At 31.7% G+C, this 19,615-nt stretch carries 22 protein-coding genes; 3 read left to right on the top strand and 19 right to left on the bottom strand.

The genetic code is table 11. The features are described 5' to 3' along the window. Position 1: 1 nt before the first annotated feature. From ACE193_RS09900 to ACE193_RS09860, 9 genes are all read right to left on the bottom strand, one after another. Positions 2–352, bottom strand: coding sequence for a hypothetical protein (locus ACE193_RS09900; protein ID WP_375562815.1), 351 nt, complete (start codon positions 350–352; stop codon positions 2–4). Position 353: 1 nt separating this feature from the next. Further along, positions 354–602, bottom strand: a complete 249-nt coding sequence (locus ACE193_RS09895; RefSeq protein WP_375562814.1) for a hypothetical protein — start codon at positions 600–602, stop codon at positions 354–356. A gap of 86 nt (positions 603–688) precedes the next feature. Next, positions 689–1,186, bottom strand: a complete 498-nt coding sequence (locus tag ACE193_RS09890) for a hypothetical protein (RefSeq protein ID WP_375562813.1) — start codon at positions 1,184–1,186, stop codon at positions 689–691. A 33-nt stretch (positions 1,187–1,219) separates the two neighbouring features. After that, the gene (locus tag ACE193_RS09885; RefSeq protein ID WP_375562812.1) at positions 1,220–2,356 is read right to left on the bottom strand and encodes a hypothetical protein; all 1,137 of its coding nucleotides are present in this window, start codon (positions 2,354–2,356) and stop codon (positions 1,220–1,222) included. A gap of 142 nt (positions 2,357–2,498) precedes the next feature. Next, positions 2,499–2,960 carry a hypothetical protein gene (locus ACE193_RS09880; protein WP_375562811.1) on the bottom strand — a complete coding sequence of 154 codons (462 nt, stop codon included), beginning with the start codon at positions 2,958–2,960 and terminating at the stop codon, positions 2,499–2,501. 72 nt (positions 2,961–3,032) lie between these two features. Then, positions 3,033–3,461: a hypothetical protein gene (locus tag ACE193_RS09875; RefSeq protein ID WP_375562810.1), complete on the bottom strand. Its 429-nt coding sequence runs from the start codon at positions 3,459–3,461 to the stop codon at positions 3,033–3,035. A gap of 87 nt (positions 3,462–3,548) precedes the next feature. Then, entirely contained in the window at positions 3,549–3,911 is a 363-nt protein-coding gene (locus tag ACE193_RS09870) for a hypothetical protein (RefSeq protein WP_375562809.1), read from the bottom strand. Positions 3,912–3,965: 54 nt separating this feature from the next. Next, a complete protein-coding gene (locus ACE193_RS09865; protein ID WP_375562808.1) occupies positions 3,966–5,351 on the bottom strand; it encodes a hypothetical protein in 1,386 nt (461 codons plus the stop codon). A gap of 85 nt (positions 5,352–5,436) precedes the next feature. Beyond that, positions 5,437–5,790 (bottom strand): hypothetical protein, encoded by a 354-nt coding sequence (locus ACE193_RS09860; RefSeq protein ID WP_375562807.1) that lies wholly within the window; start codon positions 5,788–5,790, stop codon positions 5,437–5,439. A gap of 297 nt (positions 5,791–6,087) precedes the next feature. Between ACE193_RS09860 and ACE193_RS09855 the strand changes: the two genes are divergently transcribed. Beyond that, positions 6,088–6,705, top strand: a complete 618-nt coding sequence (locus ACE193_RS09855) for a Crp/Fnr family transcriptional regulator (RefSeq protein ID WP_375562806.1) — start codon at positions 6,088–6,090, stop codon at positions 6,703–6,705. A 180-nt stretch (positions 6,706–6,885) separates the two neighbouring features. Here the strand turns inward: ACE193_RS09855 and ACE193_RS09850 are convergent, their stop codons facing one another. Beyond that, on the bottom strand, positions 6,886–7,323 hold the full coding sequence (locus ACE193_RS09850) for an STAS/SEC14 domain-containing protein (RefSeq protein ID WP_375562805.1): 438 nt from the start codon (positions 7,321–7,323) through the stop codon (positions 6,886–6,888). Positions 7,324–7,820: 497 nt separating this feature from the next. Between ACE193_RS09850 and ACE193_RS09845 the strand changes: the two genes are divergently transcribed. Then, a complete protein-coding gene (locus ACE193_RS09845) occupies positions 7,821–8,582 on the top strand; it encodes an SDR family oxidoreductase (protein ID WP_375562804.1) in 762 nt (253 codons plus the stop codon). A gap of 172 nt (positions 8,583–8,754) precedes the next feature. Here ACE193_RS09845 and ACE193_RS09840 read toward each other — a convergent pair whose 3' ends face one another. The 3 genes from ACE193_RS09840 to ACE193_RS09830 all read right to left on the bottom strand — a co-directional run bounded on the left by ACE193_RS09840 (position 8,755) and on the right by ACE193_RS09830 (position 10,296). After that, positions 8,755–9,558, bottom strand: a complete 804-nt coding sequence (locus ACE193_RS09840) for an alpha/beta hydrolase (RefSeq protein WP_375562803.1) — start codon at positions 9,556–9,558, stop codon at positions 8,755–8,757. 61 nt (positions 9,559–9,619) lie between these two features. After that, positions 9,620–9,979, bottom strand: coding sequence for a hypothetical protein (locus ACE193_RS09835; RefSeq protein ID WP_375562802.1), 360 nt, complete (start codon positions 9,977–9,979; stop codon positions 9,620–9,622). A gap of 11 nt (positions 9,980–9,990) precedes the next feature. After that, positions 9,991–10,296 (bottom strand): DUF3817 domain-containing protein, encoded by a 306-nt coding sequence (locus ACE193_RS09830; RefSeq protein WP_375562801.1) that lies wholly within the window; start codon positions 10,294–10,296, stop codon positions 9,991–9,993. Between the two features lie 192 nt (positions 10,297–10,488). On the opposite strand from ACE193_RS09830, the gene ACE193_RS09825 reads away from it, so the two are divergent. Next, entirely contained in the window at positions 10,489–11,268 is a 780-nt protein-coding gene (locus ACE193_RS09825; RefSeq protein ID WP_375562800.1) for a septal ring lytic transglycosylase RlpA family protein, read from the top strand. A gap of 169 nt (positions 11,269–11,437) precedes the next feature. Here ACE193_RS09825 and yidC read toward each other — a convergent pair whose 3' ends face one another. From yidC to ACE193_RS09795, 6 genes are all read right to left on the bottom strand, one after another. Then, positions 11,438–13,279, bottom strand: a complete 1,842-nt coding sequence (gene yidC / locus ACE193_RS09820; protein ID WP_375562799.1) for a membrane protein insertase YidC — start codon at positions 13,277–13,279, stop codon at positions 11,438–11,440. Positions 13,280–13,460: 181 nt separating this feature from the next. Then, on the bottom strand, positions 13,461–15,155 hold the full coding sequence (locus ACE193_RS09815) for a CTP synthase (protein WP_375562798.1): 1,695 nt from the start codon (positions 15,153–15,155) through the stop codon (positions 13,461–13,463). 77 nt (positions 15,156–15,232) lie between these two features. Continuing rightward, entirely contained in the window at positions 15,233–15,709 is a 477-nt protein-coding gene (locus ACE193_RS09810; RefSeq protein ID WP_375562797.1) for a gliding motility lipoprotein GldH, read from the bottom strand. A gap of 126 nt (positions 15,710–15,835) precedes the next feature. Continuing rightward, positions 15,836–16,675, bottom strand: a complete 840-nt coding sequence (locus tag ACE193_RS09805; RefSeq protein WP_375562796.1) for a PASTA domain-containing protein — start codon at positions 16,673–16,675, stop codon at positions 15,836–15,838. A 234-nt stretch (positions 16,676–16,909) separates the two neighbouring features. Next, complete coding sequence (locus tag ACE193_RS09800) at positions 16,910–17,653, bottom strand: hypothetical protein (protein ID WP_375562795.1); 744 nt, start codon at positions 17,651–17,653, stop codon at positions 16,910–16,912. Between the two features lie 85 nt (positions 17,654–17,738). Then, positions 17,739–19,529 (bottom strand): ABC transporter substrate-binding protein, encoded by a 1,791-nt coding sequence (locus ACE193_RS09795; protein WP_375562794.1) that lies wholly within the window; start codon positions 19,527–19,529, stop codon positions 17,739–17,741. Positions 19,530–19,615 lie beyond the last annotated feature (86 nt).

The following is a 19,615-nucleotide window of genomic DNA, read 5'->3' as shown; positions in this document are numbered from 1 at the left end:
TTTAAATTTGTTTTTTGAAATAAATAGTTTTTGAAAATAATTTTAAAACAAGCAAGTCATCTTCAAAGGAATATTTTATTCTGATAGGATTTTGTTCATTCTGCCAAATCTTGATTTGAGTTTTTGTGTATTGAAACTTTCCTTTATAAATTGAAAAATAACTATCTACACCAATAGGAATATCTACTTGAGCAGTCAGGACTTTTTCTTTGTAATAAACAGAAAAAACAAAGTAGCCTTGGATAGCTCCCCTTCCTATCCATTTTGAAAAGTCTAGACCGTAGTCTGGCAATCTTTCAATCTGCTCAGTAGATTTCCATGTTCCTAGAAAAGAATTTGAATTAGTTTTCATTTTATCCTAAAAGATACATTAGCAGACCAATAACTGTTACAGCTACTCTTGGCACAAGGTCACTGATAAGTTGCTTAGAAAAAGATTTGCCTATTTCTAGATTTTCGTCTGTATTTTCGTTGTCTGTGCCTACTTTTTTAGAAATTTTTGCTCCTGCCATACTGCTCTGAGCCATTACGAGCCAAAGTAGTTTCCAAAGTGTATTAATGCCTCCTAAGAGCATTATGAAAAATCCAATATCTGAAATCATTATTAAAACTGGTTGAAAGTTAAGACTTCGTTTTTTTATCAACGAAGTCATATAAAAAGGTAATTTGGTAATTATTAGGTTGAAACTTATAGTTTCTCAATTTCTCCTATGCGTCCTATACTTATGAAGCAATCTTTTTTCTCTTCATTAGTATCATAGTTAGTGTGTGTACCTTGATTAATTGTGCCACGTACACGTACTTTATCGCCAACTCTTATAGCTTTTCCATTTTTGTCTTGAATGACCAAATCATCTTTTGTATATGATTTAGGGATAGGCTTCATATGATTAAGAGTGTCTCCTATATTAATTTTAACTTCAGGATATACTTCTCCACTTTCATGAGTCAGAATAATATCATAACTATCGCTTTTGATTCCTAATACTCCAAGTGTCTGTTCGCTAGGCATACTGACGATTCCCTCTACATAGACTTTTTCCCACTGGTATTTTTCTTCCCAAGTTTCTTTTGGTGTTAGGTAAGGGTGGTTTTTGTTTTCACCTCTATTTTTTGGACTAAAGTCACAGCTTGTTATTAAGAAGCAAATCAGAATAATTAAATAAATAGCATTATACTTTTTCATAGAATTCGAATAATTTTTTTATAAAAAAATAGTTTAGTTGACAATTACTTGAGCAGTATGTTCTTCCCCTGTAATTGTATTTCTCAAAGTATAAGTAAAGCTAAATGGTTTGGGAGTATCTGTTGGTACAAAAAACACTGAATTGTAAAAAGGGGCAAAACCTAAACCGTGTGTTCCTCCTTCTATTCCATTCCAATCTACGATTACGTCCCAATCATTAATTAGATAAGTACACATATCATCATTATCTAAATAAGGAATATAATAGTAGTCTTGAAACTCTATAAACTCATTGAAAGTACTCAAAGAACTAAGTGTATCTCTGTAGAAATGACTAGCTTCTAATGGCGAGTAAAGAGTTCCCAGTGTATCGTATGTAGGTTTTAGTAAAGCTAAATTTGCTTTATAGCCTTCAAAGAGTGGTAAGGTAGTATGATCAAACAAGTCGTCATTTAATGAAGAGGTACATGAAGTATCTGTATTTTCTCCAACTTCAAATAGCAAACAACTTGTATATGAGTTTCCATTTGATGTTTTAATATAAACTTGACGTATTTCAAGCCCCATAAAATCACTAGGAGTATAATAATCGACTTTTGAATTTGAAACATCTCCATGAATATCTATAGTAGACCATTTTCTGAAAGGTTCTATGGAAATACGCTCTGTGTACCATTCCGTAATAGTACCACAAAGGTTATCATTACTAAAAATATCTAAATCATAAAGCAATGTATTCTCAGTAGTATAATAGTAATCACCAACAGCCTCACAAATATCAGCATCTGGATGATATTCAATTCTTAAAATTCTTTTTTCACCATTTAAGCGAAACTCAAATTCATCTGTTCTAGGGTTGTTTTTGTCAAAAATACGATACAAGACAATATCATTTTGAAATACATCTGCTCTTCCGTATTTGGGAGCTGTTATCAATTCTACTTCTGATCCTACTGGAACATCAAGTAGATATGAAAAGTCCACGAGATATGCAGCCATATTTGAACTTGTCGAAACTATTATAACATTATCTTTAGGCTCTTCTATTGGTGTAATAGGACTGATTTCAATATCATCTTTTGTTGTATCACAAGATGTGATAAATATTGTAACAAAAAATAACATTATGATTAGACATGTCTTTGAAGAATACTTTTTGAATACTTGCATAGCTTTTATAGGTTAAATGGTTTGGAGTAATCATATCAAGTTTAATTATACATTACATATTTGCTGCATGTTTAGTTTGATATTATTACTTTATAAAAAGGAGTTATTTATGTTCAAGAAGGTTTTTTGTAATATTACTTGTTTACTTGTGTCCAATAATTTTTTGAGTTTTGCTACACGCTTTTAGGTTGTGTAAAGGACATATCCATTTATCTTCTATAATCAGCATTTTAGCACCATTATGAGGACAAATTCTGTCTTTACAAGACTTTCCTAAATGTTTTTTCACAAACTCTCTATATATCAAGTGTTTTTCTGGATTATCAAGACCAGCACTTTTCCGTCTTAGTTTTTTAGGTTTATATACAATTTTAGGATACTGTGACTTATAAATAAGTGAGTTAGATTTATAAGCGTAGCTTAGAAACCTTCCATCAATATGATAATGTGTTCTCTTTGCATATTCTCCTAAATCTTTATCAGCATGAGCAAATGGAATAATAGGCATATCGTCTATATAACCATCAAAGCTTTGACATACTGCATGTGCGACTAAGTAAACCTGTCCAACTTCTGGATTTTCAACATCTTCTATTTTATCCATTTTGGAGATATATAAAACGAGAGGTTTTTGAAATTAATGAGTGTATAGAAAACGTAATTATTTCAACATTAATCATAGCTTTTCAAACTCATTGGCTACTACATATGACTCTTCTTTTGTATCTTCATGGAATACTAATACACGAATACGTATTTTGTCTCCCACCTTAATAACTTGTTTATTTTTATCTAAAATATAAAAGTCATCATCAGTATATTCTGCTGGAAGAGGTTTGATTTCATGTGGAACAGTACCATCCCCAATTTCTACGTTAATGAGAGGATATATTTCTCCATTTTCATGTGTTACATTGATATTTTGTGTAAGAAAGCCTCCAGACTGCTCATCTGGTAGGCTAACCTCCCCTTCTAGATACACAAAATGATTATTCCATTTTTCATCATAGACTTCTGAAGGAGTTAGTGTAGGTTCTTGTCCTCCACAACTTATCATCAAGAAGCAAGTGATGATAGCAAACCAAATAGAATTATATTTTTTCATAGCTGATCGTATTTTTAAGTTTAGAGATAGTTTAGATTTTATGAACTACGTCAAAACATATTGATTAAAATTTAATAGACTTACAGGTTAATTCAACTTTTCAAATTCATTGATAAATAACTCATAAGGTTCTTTTTCATTAAGAGAGCATATGCACACTTGAACACGTACTTTGTCTCCTGCACTAATAACTTGTTTGTTTTTATCTACAAAATGTAAGTTGTCCTCAATTGCTTTTAGCCAAATATTTTTTGGTGTTATTTCATTTTTAAAAAAAAGAACTTCAATAGTTGGATATTTAATTCCATTTTCATGCATTAGTTTAAGCCTATCTATGTCATAGTGTCCTTCTTCATTGGGAATAATTATACCCTCTATGTACACCAATTCATTGTTCCATTTTCCACTAGAAATCTCTGTGGGAGTAAGAGCAGTATCACAACTAACCATTAAGAAACAAATAAGAATCATGGAACAATGAAAAGTGTATTTTTTTATAAAAAACTATTTTGCTTTTTCACAAGGAATATAATAAGTTCTACCTTCATAATCCCAATACATAGTTTGTTCAAACTGACCGTTATCTATGTACTTTTGCTTGAGGGTAAGTTGTATATATCCACAGCCTTCTTCATCTTCAAAAACACCTATGAAGCCAGCATATCTTTCAGTAATAAATCCATAGTCATCTCTTCTAGTCATCCAGTTCCAAGCACCATCATTCAATACTTTTATCCACTTTCTGTCCCAGCCTCTTCTCTCATTCAGACCATTTAGTCTTGCGATAATATCAGCCTCAAAACTAGCTGGAGCTCTTGGCACATTAGGCATTTCTCTTGATTCAAACTCACTATCATTGAGTGCTTTACTCCATTTTGCTACGGCTTCTTTATCACTCATATCCAGTTCAAAAGTTCCAGAAAATAGATTTTCATAATAAGGTTGATAATCATTTACACTATCATCATAATCATAGTCATCTCCCATTGTCATTTTGATAGTATGATTGAATGTTCCTAATTTTTTTATTTTATTGACTATCCACACTGTATTCTGTATATCTATATTATTGTACTTGCCTGTCGTTGGAATAACTTGAAAGATAAAGTAGTTTTGTTTTCTCATCTCTTCATCTAATGCCAATACAGACTGACTTCCGATAGTTCTTTCTTCTTCAGTTAGGTTTTTGGTATAATCAAAGAAACCAACTTCTAAAAAGTTCTTTCTATTGGTATCCATCAGACGAGGTAGTTTTTCAAGAGCCACAGGAAAATAAGCCACAGCCCAAATTTCATCTCCAAGTGTGAATTTTGTCTTAATTTTAGACATATCTTCCTTACCTATTTCTGGCTTTTCTGAAAAGAAAACTACTTTTCCTGCATTTTTGGCGTGAAAATCTGAAGTTGGGTTAGAGGCAATAAAAATAGCAGGTTTTGAGCTATACTCACTTTGATACTCTTCATTTTTCAGTAAAGTCATTTTTTGTTGTGCCTTACTTTTGAGACCTTTTTCTTTCATTAGATTCTTCAAAAGTTTTTTGTCTTGACATAGCAAAAAATAATCTTGAATAGCTCTAGCTTCATTTAAGACATATAACTCTGCCGTACCATCGCTAATAATTATGTGTAAAGGATATTTAGTGTTTTTTACAGTTTCAAAAATTGTTTTTTCATTATTGATAGGTGCTAAGGTTGTACTGATGTCATTCATATCAATTCCGTTATAAAAAAACTTCATTTCAAGCTTGATTGAGCCATCTGGACGTTGAGCTATTTCTGTACTTGCAACATACATATTGTGGCAGAGATACGTACCACTAATATCTTTTGCTTGAACAAAAAGAGGAATAAATAATAAAAGAAGAAGTAGTATATTTTTTGAATATTTCATCACGTAGTAAAATTTTGAATAAATAAGTTTGTAAGGACTTGATAATTTTAGTTATCAAGTCACTTTTTTAGAAAGTAGGATTGATTTAGTTAGAAATAGATCTTCTTAACAGGTCGTCTGTAATAGTAACATAAGTAATGTTATCGTACTCGTCAATATTAAGGACTAAGAAATAGGTGTTTTCGCCATCCCATAATTTTATTTCACAACGTCCACCATTTGAAAGAGGAATATCTATACTATTATTTGGCATTAAGTAATCTTGTCCTAATTCTGGCATTACATTTCCACTCCAACCATTCAAAAAATGGATATAGATTCCTTCAATAGTAACACTAGCTTCTGATTGAAGTCTTACTGTGTTTTGAGCTGTTGCATTGTTAGCAAAAAAAGTAGAAAGTCCGATAAATAATAAACTGATAAAAAGAAACTTTTGCATTGCCGTTTTATTTTGAGATAAATGAATTTATAAAAAGAACAGTGATTTTTTCTGTAATTATTTATCACAAAAGTAGTGGTGACTACAAAAACTGACAATAGGGCATTTGGGGTATTTTTCTAAAATGTGCTTTGTTATTGATTTATTTTTATAATTTATTGTACTAAAGGTAGTGAAAAACTTGTTTTTTTGACCACTTTTTTTTTGATAAAAAGTAGGCTTCGACTCTTCAAAACAAATCGTCTATAAATTGATTTTACTACTACTTAAAAACAATGATTATCAATTAAATAAACTATGTTACAAACCTTCACAGAGTTCAAAACTTCGCCAGAGCTTACCCAAAAACTTTACGATAATAGCATTATCAAAAACTATAAAGCAGGTGATGTTATTTTGGAAGAAGAATCTTCTATTCGTTCCATTCCAATTATTGCAAAAGGAAGTATTCGTGTTATCCGAACGGAAGAAGATGGTAGAGAAATTTTTCTTTATTATATCAAGTCTGGAGAAAGCTGTATTATGTCTTTTTTGGGAGGAATGCACAATGAAGCGAGTAAAGTGCGTGCAGAGGTCGAAGAAGATGCAGAAATTTTATTTTTGCCGATTGAAAAAGTAATGCTATTTATAAAAGAATATCCCGAATGGTTGGATTATATTTTTAGGTTGTATCATAAGCGTTTTGAGGAACTTTTGGATGTCGTTAATGCAATGGCTTTTAAGAAAGTAGATGAACGTCTTTTGCATCTTTTACAGAAAAAAGTAGAACTGACAGGTTCGAAAACCATTTCTATAACTCACGAACATTTAGCCAACGAGCTTGCGACAGCTAGAGTGGTAGTTTCAAGACTTCTAAAACAACTAGAAAATAACGGTATAGTAGAGTTGGGCAGAAATAAAATTACAATTCTGTAATAAAAGGAGTTGATACAGGAGTTTAAATTTCTCATTTTGAAAGAAGAAAAAAAGAGTTCATTTTTCTAAAGCACAAATAAAACTGTTATACAACAAAGACAGACTAGGTATATAATCTGTCTTTAGTTTATCTATTGTTTTTTAGCCACAAAATAGAAGTTTAATATATATAATTTAGCTTTACAAACTATCTGAAGTTACAGCAGAAGAGATACTGTTTTCAATCCAATTGCGTGCTTCTTCTGTATTATCAAAGTACTGTACTTCAAAGGTTTGGCTTCCTTTTTCGCCTTCCATAGTTTGTTCGATAGAAAGTTGTGAAATAAATTCTTTTGATACAATAATAGCGTATTTTTTTAGTCCTGCTGCTATAAAACGAGGAAAAACCTCATTATCTACCCAGCTTTGTAATTCAATTGTAATAGTAAAAGAAAAATCTCGTGTATCATCTAAGATATATTTAACATTGTTTTTTTCAGCACATTCTACTACCTTATTTATTTCATTGTGAAAAGTATCTGTTTCAAGGTCTTCACTTTTTGGAGTCCAAGATTTAGATAGTAAAGATTTAGACTCATCAAAATTGATAGTCTGATAGTCGCTTTTGTAAAATTCCATAGGATTGTATTGGTTTAATTAAGTAATTATTGAAAGAGTATTTTTTTGTACTTAAACTCTGTTAATGAATGAGTTTTAATAGGATAATATTTATTTTTGAAGTTGTGTTTATGAAGATAAAATTAGTTATTTGCTCTATCAAAAACTAACTAGAGTTTTTGTGTTTAGTACTTATGTATGTATTATATTGATTAAGTGTCTATTTTATCTTTTTGATTTCTTGTTTTTAATTTTTTATATTAAATTACGGTTTTAATATTTAACTATATAGGGTATGAACTGTGATTGATAATTTGTATTTATTCAAGTGTAGAAATGTATCTGATTTGGATAAAATGTGTATTTTTAAAAAAAAACTGCTGCTTATTATTTAATGAAGGCGAGTAATACCAATCAAAAAATGAAAAAGACATTTTTATTCATAAAGAACTGAATATTTTATATATTGCATTCTATACTTTTTATCCTATAAACAAATAACCATTTAATTATTTATTATGTCTAGATTTCAAGATAAAGTTTGTATTGTTACAGGTGGAGGCAGTGGTATCGGATTGGCTGCAGCTCGTTTATTTTTAGCAGAAGGCGCAAAAGTCATGATTAGTGGACGCACAAAAGAAAAACTTGACAAGGCGTGTGAAGAATTAGGTAGCGACAGAGTACACAGTATAAAAGCCGATATTTCGATAGCCACTGATCGTCATGCTCTCGTAAGTGAAACAGTAAAAGTCTTTGGAAAAATAGATGTACTACATATCAATTCTGGCATTGCTAAAGCAGCTCCTATCGAACAGATGACTGAAGAAATGTACGATGAAGTTTTTGCAGTAAACCTTAAAGGACCTTATTTTATGATTCAGGCAGCTCTTCCAGAAATGAATGATGGAGGAGCAATCGTATTTACAGGTTCTATTTCTAATCAAATTGGACAACATTCGCTAAGTGCTTATGCTGCTAGTAAGGCTGGATTGCGTTCACTTGCCCGAACATTTAGTGCTGAGTTGCTCTCACGCAAAATTCGTATCAATATGGTTAGTCCTGGAGTTACACAAACGCCAATTTTGAATATGCCTGGACTTTCAGCAGATCAAGTACAGGGAATGATTCAGGCTTTAGCCTCTCAAAACCCAATGAAACGCATCGGACAACCAGAAGAAATTGCTAAAGCAGCTTTATTTTTAGCTTCTGAAGATGCTTCTTATATGCTTGGTACAGAAATTATTGCTGATGGAGGATTTACACAATTACAACTTACTTAGTAGCTGGCTAGTTTGTAATCCGAAATGAAAGGTAGAATCAAAAAACCGAAGAGCTTGTTTAAAAACAAACTCTTTGGTTTTTTTAATTGTATTAAGTAACTGGGAAAAATAGTTATATGTATGTAATCTGCCTGATGTTTCAAAAGTGTTTTGACAGTTTAAATTTCCACAGTTATTCTAGTAATTTATTTACAGCTTCAATATATTTATGAGTTTCTACAATCGGACACATAATATGTTCTCCCTCATAAATCAAAGACTGATTCTGAGTTTTACAGTTTTGCTTGACTTGTTGGTAGTGTTCGAATGGAACGACCTTATCTTTTTGAGAATGAATAAATAACACTTTTATTTTCTGTAAAGATTTTATATCCTTTTTTGAATTATATGAAATTTGGATTGTCTTTTTTATAAAATTATGTCGCTTGGGCATATAAAAAAGGGCAATATCTGTTATTGAACTAATTCCACTATCTAGTATAAGCCCTAAAACTTTAGATTCATTTTCTTTGGCTAGATAAGTTGCAATCTGACTTCCAATCGATACTCCACAAATAATAACTTTTTGTGATTGAACCTTCTTTTGTTGTAATGCAAAATCAAAAAAGACTTGTCCGTCTGATAAGATATTTTGATGAATAGGCTTTCCAGTTGATTTTCCATAGCCCCTAAAATCGACCATAAAAACTTGAAAGTCATCTTCTAAAAGAGGTTTGACATATTTTATATAATTAGAAACATTACCCCCATTTCCGTGAAAATAAAGTAGTGTTGCTTTGGCTATTTTTTGTTTTGGGTATAATAAATAAGATGTAATTGTGTCTTGTTCGACTTTATGAAAAAAGGAATCATAAGTAATAGAATCAAATTCTACCCAATCTTTACTTGGAAAATAGAATTTTTCATCCATTTGAGCGCAAAGACTTATAGGCAAAAATAGAAATTCAAAAAGTAGTAAAAAACGTATAAAAAACATTATTTTTTTAGAGAGAGAGAGTTGGAGAAGAATTAAAGCGACATTTTTTAGAGGAAAATATCTACTCAATTTTTAGAAATTCAAATGTCATATATTCATCAAGCAAGTCATTCATCATATTTCCCATTTCTAATTCATCTTCATTTTGATAATACCATAAAACAGTAACAGGGAATTTATCTTTTGAGAGTGTTTCTATATCACATAAAATGTTTAGCAATAATCTAAACAAAACATCCTCATCATGCAGCTTGATTAAATCAATTCCTTTTATGATTACTTCAAATTTCTCATAATTGTCTTTTTTATTTTTTTTAAATTCTCCAAAAATTAGATTATGTTCTTCTATAAAATCACCAGAAGTTATATTTCCTAAATCAATTTCTAAAAAACCTTTCTCTAAATCTAATTGATAAGCCATGTTTTTTTAAATTAAACGTTTTGCTCTTCTTTAAAAATCTTTTTATCAGCTACAAAAGTTCCAAAAGGAATAACAGAAGCCAACAACGCCCAAAAAATAGTAAGTAGTTTCCATTTAAACTTATAGCCAACAATCAACACCAAAAGACAGTAGGCAATAAATAAAATTCCGTGTGCCATTCCGACAATTTGGTTAGGTTCTTTCATTTCCCACACATATTTGAGTGGCATCGTAACAAAGAGAATAACTAAAAAAGAAATTCCTTCTACTACACCAAGAATACGTAAAAAATTGAGGAGTTTAGATTTTGAAGACATAAGTATCAAGTTTTTGATGAATATTTAATAATAGAATACAAAAATAAGCGTTTTAAAATTGCAAAATTCTTTAAAAATTACTAATTAGCATAACTAATTCCCTTTAAAGTAGAATAAAATTGATTTATAGACTTAATTTATTCTATTTTAGCAAAAAATTCTATCCAAAATTCCACCTCTTTATTGTTTTTTATGAAGTTAAAACACATTTTTTACTGTGCTGTTGTGCCTTTTGCCTTATTGCAACTGAGTGGAACAAACGAATATGATTATCAGAAACTAGGTTATACGCAAAACGGAAAAGCCTCTTATTACGGAACAAAATTTCACGGCAGACCCACAGCAAGTGGCGAAAAATACAATATGTATGACGCAACGGCTGCCCACAAAAAAATATTATTCAATAGCTTAGTAGAAGTTACTAATAAAAATAACGGTAAAACGGCTATTGTACGAGTAAACGACCGAGGACCTTTCAAACCAGGTCGCATCATTGACCTTTCTTATGCAACAGCAAAAAAGTTAGATATGGTGCGTGATGGTGTAGTAGATATAGAAATTCGTCTTTTGCGTGCAGGTGCAGATGGTGAAACTCTCTCTCCACAAGGTTCGGAAGAAAAACAAGACAAAAGAAAGCCACGTAGGAAAGTAAATATCAAAAAAGCTCAAAAGAAAAATAAATATTTACCTCGTATTTATAGTATCTGGGGAACACAAAAATATCCAGAAGATTTTGGTGTACAAATAGGAAGCTATAAAGATTTGAAAAATGCTGTACAGAAAGGAAAAAATTCGATGGCAGCAGGTTTTGATGAGGTTTATATTCGTGTTAGTTGGACAGAAGACCGTTCGCAACGTCTTTTTAGAGTTTCGGTAGGAGATATGAATGCTACACAAGCCAGTAGTTTTGCCAAAAAATTAGATGCAAAAGGTTTTAGAGGTTGTTTTCCGAAGGCACATTTTAATGATTGATAGTTTTATGTGTCGTCGGTGGGACACCGACAACGGTAAGAGGTAAACCGTCGTTGAGGCTTCGCCGTCAACGAGGATTTTATTTTTACACAAAAAAAGCAATAGACTTTAAAAATCTATTGCTTTTTTTATGCTTAAAAATTGCCGTTGTTAGTGGAACGACCATTTTCTATTTCAATTTATCCTTTTTATTTGGATTTGTTTTTTTTGTATCAACATTAGGTTTTGCTTTGGCTTCTGCTTGTTTTTCTTGTGCCTCTGCCATTGCATCCTGCATACGTTGCATGAACGAAGAACCTTTTTTGCCACTTTTCTTTTTCTCGTCTCTACGAAGCTCTAGTTTTGCTCTAATTTTTTCTTCATTTACAAAGAACTTACGAATTACAAGAGTTTGTGTAAGTGTAACAAGGTTTGAAGTTACATAATAAAGCGTCAGACCAGCAGGGAAAGAATTTAAGACAAACATAAACATAACTGGCATTCCGTACATCATCACTTTTGGATTAATAGGAGAGTTTGCCATTGAAGTTTGTTGTGTACTTACACTTGTTACCAAAATCTGTGAAGCAGTCATCATTAGCGTAAACAAACTGATATGCGAACCATAAAAAGGAATATTAAATGGTAAATTCAAAATTGAATCATACGTAGAAAGGTCATTTGCCCACAAAAAGGCTTCATTACGAAGTTGAATAGCACTTGGAAAGAACGTAAATAGTGCAAAAATAATAGGCATCTGTAATACCATCGGCAAACATCCACTCAACGGATTGACTCCAAACTCACTATTGAGTTTCATTGTTTCTTGTGATTGTTTGGCTTGGTCATCTGGATACTTTTCTTTAATCTTTTGGATTTCTGGTTGTAAAACTTTTGTTCTAGCTTGTGCTACATACGATTTGTAGGTAAGAGGAGCTAAAACCATTTTAATCATAAATACCATTACGATAATTAGAATTCCATAGTTATCAATGAACTTCTCTAAAAAATTAAATAATGGAATAATAATATACAAACTTATTGGCTGCAAAACTGCCCAACCTAAATATGTGTTTTCTTGGAAACCATCTGTAACAGCTTTGTTAATATCGTGCTTATTAGGGCCAAAATAAAAACGTGCTTTTGCATCAGCAGTAAGTGAAGAAATAGGAATAGACGTTTCTACTTTTAGCGTTTTGATAGTAGAAGAATCTGTTTCATTGACAGCAGCCGAACCAATCGTTAGTTTTTCAAATTGTCTGTCAGTAATAAGAGCTGCATTGAAGAAACGTTGTTTCATTGAAAACCACGAAACCGAATTTTCTAAAACCTCTGTTTGTGCATCTGTACTTCCTTTGCTCAAATAATCAAAATCATCTTCAATCGTATAATAATTGATTGTTGTTTCTCTTCTATCTAACTCAATATTTTGGTCAGTACGCTTAATTTGGTCTGTCCAAGAAAGTTGTAAAGATTGCGTAGCTGCATCAGTTTTGATAGCATAAAAAAGCTCAAAACCATCTTTAGGCAATGTATAAGTGATTTCTAAAGGCTTTCCATCAACTACACCAGCAAAAGTAACCTTATCTTTTGTAGCATTCTGAACAGTAAAACCGAGTTTATCAATTCTGACACTTCCAGAAGAAGTAGGCATTGACAATTCTATTTGGCTATTTTGCTCGTCTACCAAAATCAATGGCTTTCCATCGTAGGTTTGATAGTTTTTAAGTTCTACATTCAAAACTTCTGCTCCCAAAGAAGACAGAGCAACTTTGATATTGTCATTTTCCAAAACAATCTCCTTTGCATTTGCAATCAAGGCTTTTGTAGCAGAATCTAGTTCTACTTTTTGTTCTGTTTCAGAATTTTGTGTGGCAGCAATAGCTTCTTGTGCTATTCTGATGCTGTCTTGTCTTTGTTCTGTTCTTTGTTTTTGAGCTTGTTGTTCATCTTTGCTAGGACTAAAAAAGAACATATACGCAATAAGCAAAGCTGACATCAAGACGAGTCCGATGGTTTGATTTTTATCCATTTATACTAAAGTAAATTAATTTTCGATTTTTCTTATCAAGAATAGGTTTTTTATAAAACAAACCTTTATCCTTTATATAGAATAGTTCGAAAAACTGCCAAGTAGTCCGAAAAATTCTTTTTATTTATTTATTTTTCAACCGTCAACGAGATTCAAATGAAACCGTCGTTGAGGTAAAAAACTATTCTACGACTTCTTCCAAACGCTTTTGAAGAGCTGCTTTTATAAATCCTACAAAAAGAGGGTGTGGGCTAAGTGCTGTACTTTTGAGTTCTGGATGAAACTGAACACCTACAAAATAAGGATGTTCGCTTTGTTTCATTTCTACAATTTCTACTAAATTTGATTCAGGGTTTATACCTGTTGGAAGAAGTCCTGCCTTTTCGTAGTCTTTCAAAAATGTATTATTAAATTCGTAACGGTGGCGATGACGTTCGTGAATCAAATCTTTTCCATTATAAACCTGTGAAGCCAATGAGTTCTTTTTAAGCTGACACGGATAAGCTCCCAAACGCATTGTTCCTCCTTTTGTAGTAATATCTTTTTGTTCTTTCATCAAATCTATGACAGGAAATTTTGTATCAGGATTCATTTCTGCCGAATGTGCACCTTCTAATTTCAAGACATTTCTAGCAAATTCCACAACAGCAACTTGCATTCCCAAACAAATTCCGAAAAATGGAATTTTATTTTCTCTTGCATATTTTACTGCCAATACTTTTCCTTCAATTCCTCTATCTCCAAAACCAGGAGCAACCAAAACGCCGTCCATGTTTTCTAAATATTTTTTTACATCATCATCAGAATCCAAGTCTTCGGAAGAAACCCATTTGAGTTTTACTTTGGTTTCTGTTTCTGCGCCTGCGTGTATAAAAGACTCTACAATAGATTTATAAGCATCAGGTAATTCTACATATTTTCCAACTAAAGCAATTTTGACTTCATCAGTTGGGTTTTTTAGCTTTCCTAAGAAGTGCTTCCATTCTTCCAAATTTGGCGTACTATCGGTTGGTAAACCTAATTTATCTAAAACTATATCATCTAAATGTTCTTTTCTCATCAAAAGAGGAACATCATAAATTGTATCTGCATCAATTGATTCGATGACGGATTTTATATTTACATTGCAAAACTGTGATATTTTTCTACGAATGTCATCAGGCAAAGAATGTTCGGTACGACACACCAAAACATCAGGTTGAACGCCTTGTTCAGAAAGCATTTTGACAGAATGTTGAGTAGGTTTTGTTTTGAGTTCTTTTGCTGCACTTAAATAAGGCACTAAAGTAAGATGAATAACTAATGAGTTTTGGTCACCCAACTCCCAACGAGCTTGACGAACAGCTTCCACAAAAGGTAATGACTCAATATCGCCAACGCAACCACCAATTTCAGTAATTATAATATCATACTTTCCAGTTTCTCCCAAAAAGTAAAAATTGCGTTTTATCTCATCAGTAATATGAGGAATTACTTGAACCGTTTTTCCCAAAAAGTCGCCTTTTCGTTCTTTATTAATGACTGTATTATAAATTCTTCCAGTCGTTACGTTGTTTGCTTGTGAGGTAGAAACATTCAGAAAACGCTCATAATGCCCTAAATCCAAATCTGTTTCTGCACCGTCGTCAGTTACGTAACACTCGCCATGTTCGTATGGATTGAGCGTACCTGGGTCGATGTTGAGATAAGGGTCAAATTTTTGGATGGTAACAGAAAATCCTCTTGATTGCAAAAGTTTGGCAAGTGAAGCCGAAACGATGCCTTTGCCTAACGAAGAAGCAACACCACCTGTAACAAAGATATATTTTGTTTTGCGTGGAGAGGTAGAAGGTGTGTTTTTTGAAGTGTTTTTAGTGGAATTTTTGGTCGTACTCATAGCAGTTTGCAAACAGGTGTTTTTTTTGATGCCACAAAATTACGAAAAAAACGATTAATTCAATTATAAATTAAATTTTAGTTTGTAATCCGTATTCCCACTGTTTGTATTCCTTCTAACGAATCTTTACGCATCATCTGTTCTAATTCTATTTTATACTTTCCTTTTTCAGAAAAATCAAAGTTTTGTTCTAATTGAAATTCTCTATTATAAATATTACCAAATCCTTTACCTAGTGGTTTTCCTGTTGTGCAATCGAAGAGCGTATCTAATTTCATTTGTTGAGTAAGGAGTGTTCCCGCTGGAGAAAAAACTTTATAGCGAATGTATGAATTGCAATAATCGTAATCTGTGGTATAACGCAGATGATAAAAAATAGAATGGTTTTGAGAATTATCTATTTGTACTTCGAAAGATTGTAAATTATCTTTTTGCCAAACTCCATTTTCTAGTTCTTTGTGATTTTCATATAAAGCGTTACTTCCACAAGAAGTGAGAATAAAAAATAGAGATAGAATGAAGGTAGGAAGAAAGAGGTTTTTATAGAATTGCATAGTTGTAGGTTAAAGACTTTCCTTTGACTGATAAGAAAAAGGGAATTTGTTGTTGATAAATAAACGCAATTAGATATTACTTATTTCTTAGCTTTTTGATAAAAAATGTTATTTCAAAAGTAAATGCTAATCATAAGATGAGACTACCCAAAGTTCTATTGTTTGTCCTACAACTATTCTAGTTCCTGCTGATGGTTTTTGTGAGATAACTGTACCAGCTTCTTTTCCTTCTGCGTTTTGATAATGAACTTCTACATCTAATCCATTTCCTTCTAATTCTAATTTTACATCTTCCCCATACTGACCTATATAATTTCCTATCTTAAAATCATCATTAACACTTCCATTAGCAATAAAAAGTGTAACTTCAGTTCCTTGTGGAATGTAAGCTCCTTTTTCCAAATCAGCTTTTGTATATTCTTTTCCATCGACAGCAATTTTCAAAACTACATTTCTGGCACTATTGGTAACATATTCTGGCTTACCCATTTTTAACTTCACATTTTTGAGTTGTGTATGTGCGCTTGTATAAGGGAAGTCTATAATTTGAGGAATACGTGTTTTGGGTGGTGTTTCTGAGTTGATGGTCAGATAAATTTTTCTGTGAATCTTAACAGCAGCATTTGTTGCTGGGTTTTGCTGCAAAACAGTAAGAGGTGGATACTCTGGATTATAAGAAGTATCTGCAATTTCGTAACGTAAATCACGTTTTTCTAAAAACTTTTCTACTTCTTCTATTTTCATTTTATTCAAATCAGGCACACGAATCGTAATGTCGTGATTGGTAGTGCTTGGTAAATACATATAAAAGAAAACATATAAAATAAAAGCCACCAAAAATGCCATTAAGCCCAAATGAATGAGCAAAGTAGAATAATGATTGCGAGTAAGATAATAATGCGCTTTGTGCTTTATTTCCTTGAAGTCTATATTATCTATACGATTTTTGAAAGAATTTGTATCCATTTTTATTATCTGTACTAATTAGCAAAACTTAACGGAACATAGAATAATCGATTACGAATTATGAAATAATCAGCTTAGCTAACCGATAGTTCGGCGAAGCCAATTAAAAATTACGAATCTCGTTGTTTACTTTATATAATTTTTATTCCTAAGTTACAAAAATACAATATTCTATCTTATTCTATGCTTTATTCTGTATTTAAGTAGAAAAAAATAAAATTTTACTCGTTTAAACTATTCTTTTTCCATTATTTTTTTCTTGATATTCTCTTGTAGAATCAAACTGACTGTTTTGTATTCTTCCATTATTACATTCAACTTTTCTTCTATTCTATTAAAAACAAAATCCATTGTTGTTTTTAACAGGCTTTCTGAGAGTTGAACAGAAAGAGCAGCTTCTTTCAATGTTTTGTTATCTAAACTATTTACAAACTCCTCTGTAATTTCATCTAATCTATTTTGTGATAATACCTCAATTTGCTTTCTCATTTTCATGAATGTTTTCATTTCTTGAAAAGAGTCTTTTTTAGGGTCTTTTGAAACCCAATTATCATGTTCTTTGAACATTTTAAGAGTAAGTTCTTTACTTGCTACATCCATGTATTCTCTAAGATGTATCATTACACCCATTAAGCCTTTATTATTTAAAAACTTTTCTACAGCATCTTGAACATCTTTTTCTAGATAATCTGTAAAGACAGTATGGAATGTATCTCTAGAACTCATATCTATTATTTGTTTTGTGGTCATTTCAAATAAGGTTCTTAACTCTACGTCGTGTTCTTCTTCAATATCTTCATGTATAAGCTCATACTCTGTTCGTTCTAGTTCTTCAAAATATTCATTTAGAGCAATCCATTTTTCAAAGTCTTTTTTATGTGTTTCCATCAAGCGCAGCTCAATCTGTTTCAAATCTTGAAAGGCTTTGTATTTTTCTTCAATTATTCTATCTCTAATCTGTTTTTTTGATGGACTCATGATTTTCTAAATTAAATTTTGACAGAAAAAAAGCCAATTATTAGGATAATAAATGGCTTTTTTAAAAACTATAAAGTTATATTTTTTAATTTCCTGCTTGTGTATTGTTTGGATTTTCAGTTGCTTTTGGTTCTAAATAAACCTGTGAAAAATCTCGGTATTGCATCGGATTGTTAGGAAAGTTTTTAACGTAAGGTTGTAACAAACGATAGCCTTCATCATACCATAAAACAATAATTGGAGCATCTCTCATCGCTATATTTTCAGCTTGAGCAAAATATTTTATTGCTTCCTCTTCATTAGCTGCATTCATTGCTTTTTCGTAGAGGTTATCAAATTCATCATTTTGATAACGAGATAAGTTGGGATAAGAAACTGTTCCAACTGTGCTAGGAACATCTTTTCCATAAAACATACGAATAAATGCTTCTGGACTAGGAAAATCTGCAATCCAAGAAAGTTTGATAAGTTGAAAGTTTCCTGTCATCATTTTATCAGTAGATTGAGCCATCGGAACAATGTTAAGTTCTACATCAACACCCAAAACATCTTTTAAATCTTTTTTGATTTCGACAGCTACGTTTGTATTTCTGTCACCTTCTGCATTAAGTTCTAATGTGATTTTAGGAAAGTCTTTTGCATTTCTATAACCTGCTTTGTTGAAGTAATAACGAGCCGAATCAGGGTTATATGCGTATCCATAAACATCATCTGGATAACCTTTATCTTTGAAAGAAGGTGGCGTAATTCCGTGATGACCTGCTTCGTAAGCCTCTCCTCCTAATACATATTCAAAAATTTCATCTTTATTGATAGCAAAAGAAAAAGCACGACGTACATCTGCATTCTTAAAGATTTCATCATCTGTCATAAATGTCAAAATCTGAGTTTGCATTTCTGGTTCGTGTTCTAGTTCAAAAGGCAAAGAACCATCAGCACGTTGATATTCATCAATAATATCGATGATATAATCAGTTGGAAGACGATAAACCATATCTAGTTTATTCTTACGAAACTCAAAAAGTTCTGTTTTTTTGTCTTTAATAAAGTAAACTTTTACAGCATCAAGATAAGGAAGACGATTTCCAGCTTCATCTATTCCATGATAATTGTCATTTCTTTTCAAGATAACAGAAACATCCTCTTCTACATCTGACAAAACGAAAGCTCCTGTTCCGATAGCTTTTCCACCCATATCTACACCATATTTTTCGTAGGCTTCTTTTGCAAAAATATAGGCTTCTGGGCGAGCTAAATAATTAAGAAACAAAGCATTTGGTTTTTCAAGTGTAATCTGAACTGTATAGTTATCAATTACTTTTATACCTTCTATTTCAGTAGCAGGTTTTGCTCCATTTGCAGTAGCTGTATAGTAGGCTGTTGCACCTTTTATTACTCCACCAATAACATGGAAACCTTGATTATCACGACTTTGTGTAGCTAGGCGAGTAAAGCAATATTTTACATCTTCGGCAGTAAATTCTCTTCCTTTTCCATCTGAAAAAGCAGCATCATTGTGAAAATAAACTCCTTTTTTTAGACGAATTGTATAAACTAAGCGATCATCACTAAGTTCATAGCTTTCAGCAAGTCCATTGGTTACTTTTAGTGTTTTTGGATCTAATTTAAAAAGCCCTTCATAAATTTGTGAAGCAATTCTATACGAATAAACATCAACAATATTTAGAGGAAATAATGTTCTGAAATATTCTGTTTCATTGACATTGAATACTCCTCCATAAAATCTACCTCCTTTTGCTTCTCTGCCACCTTCATTATTTGAGGATTTGGAATCACCACAAGAGGTAAGAGATAAACAAGAAAAAAGAGCTAAAAGTAAGAGTAAAGAATAAAGTTTAGTAGGTATTTGCTTCATACGAATGTGCCTTAAATAACGTTGAAGATGAAAAAGTCTGAGTAATATATAATTGAATTTCAATTTATTTTAATATAAGTTGAGTA

Source organism: Bernardetia aquimarina (genome assembly GCF_042180575.1).
GTDB lineage: Bacteria > Bacteroidota > Bacteroidia > Cytophagales > Bernardetiaceae > Bernardetia.
The sequence above is the reverse complement of the archived record's forward strand: the minus strand, read 5'-3'. Positions and strand labels throughout refer to the sequence as shown.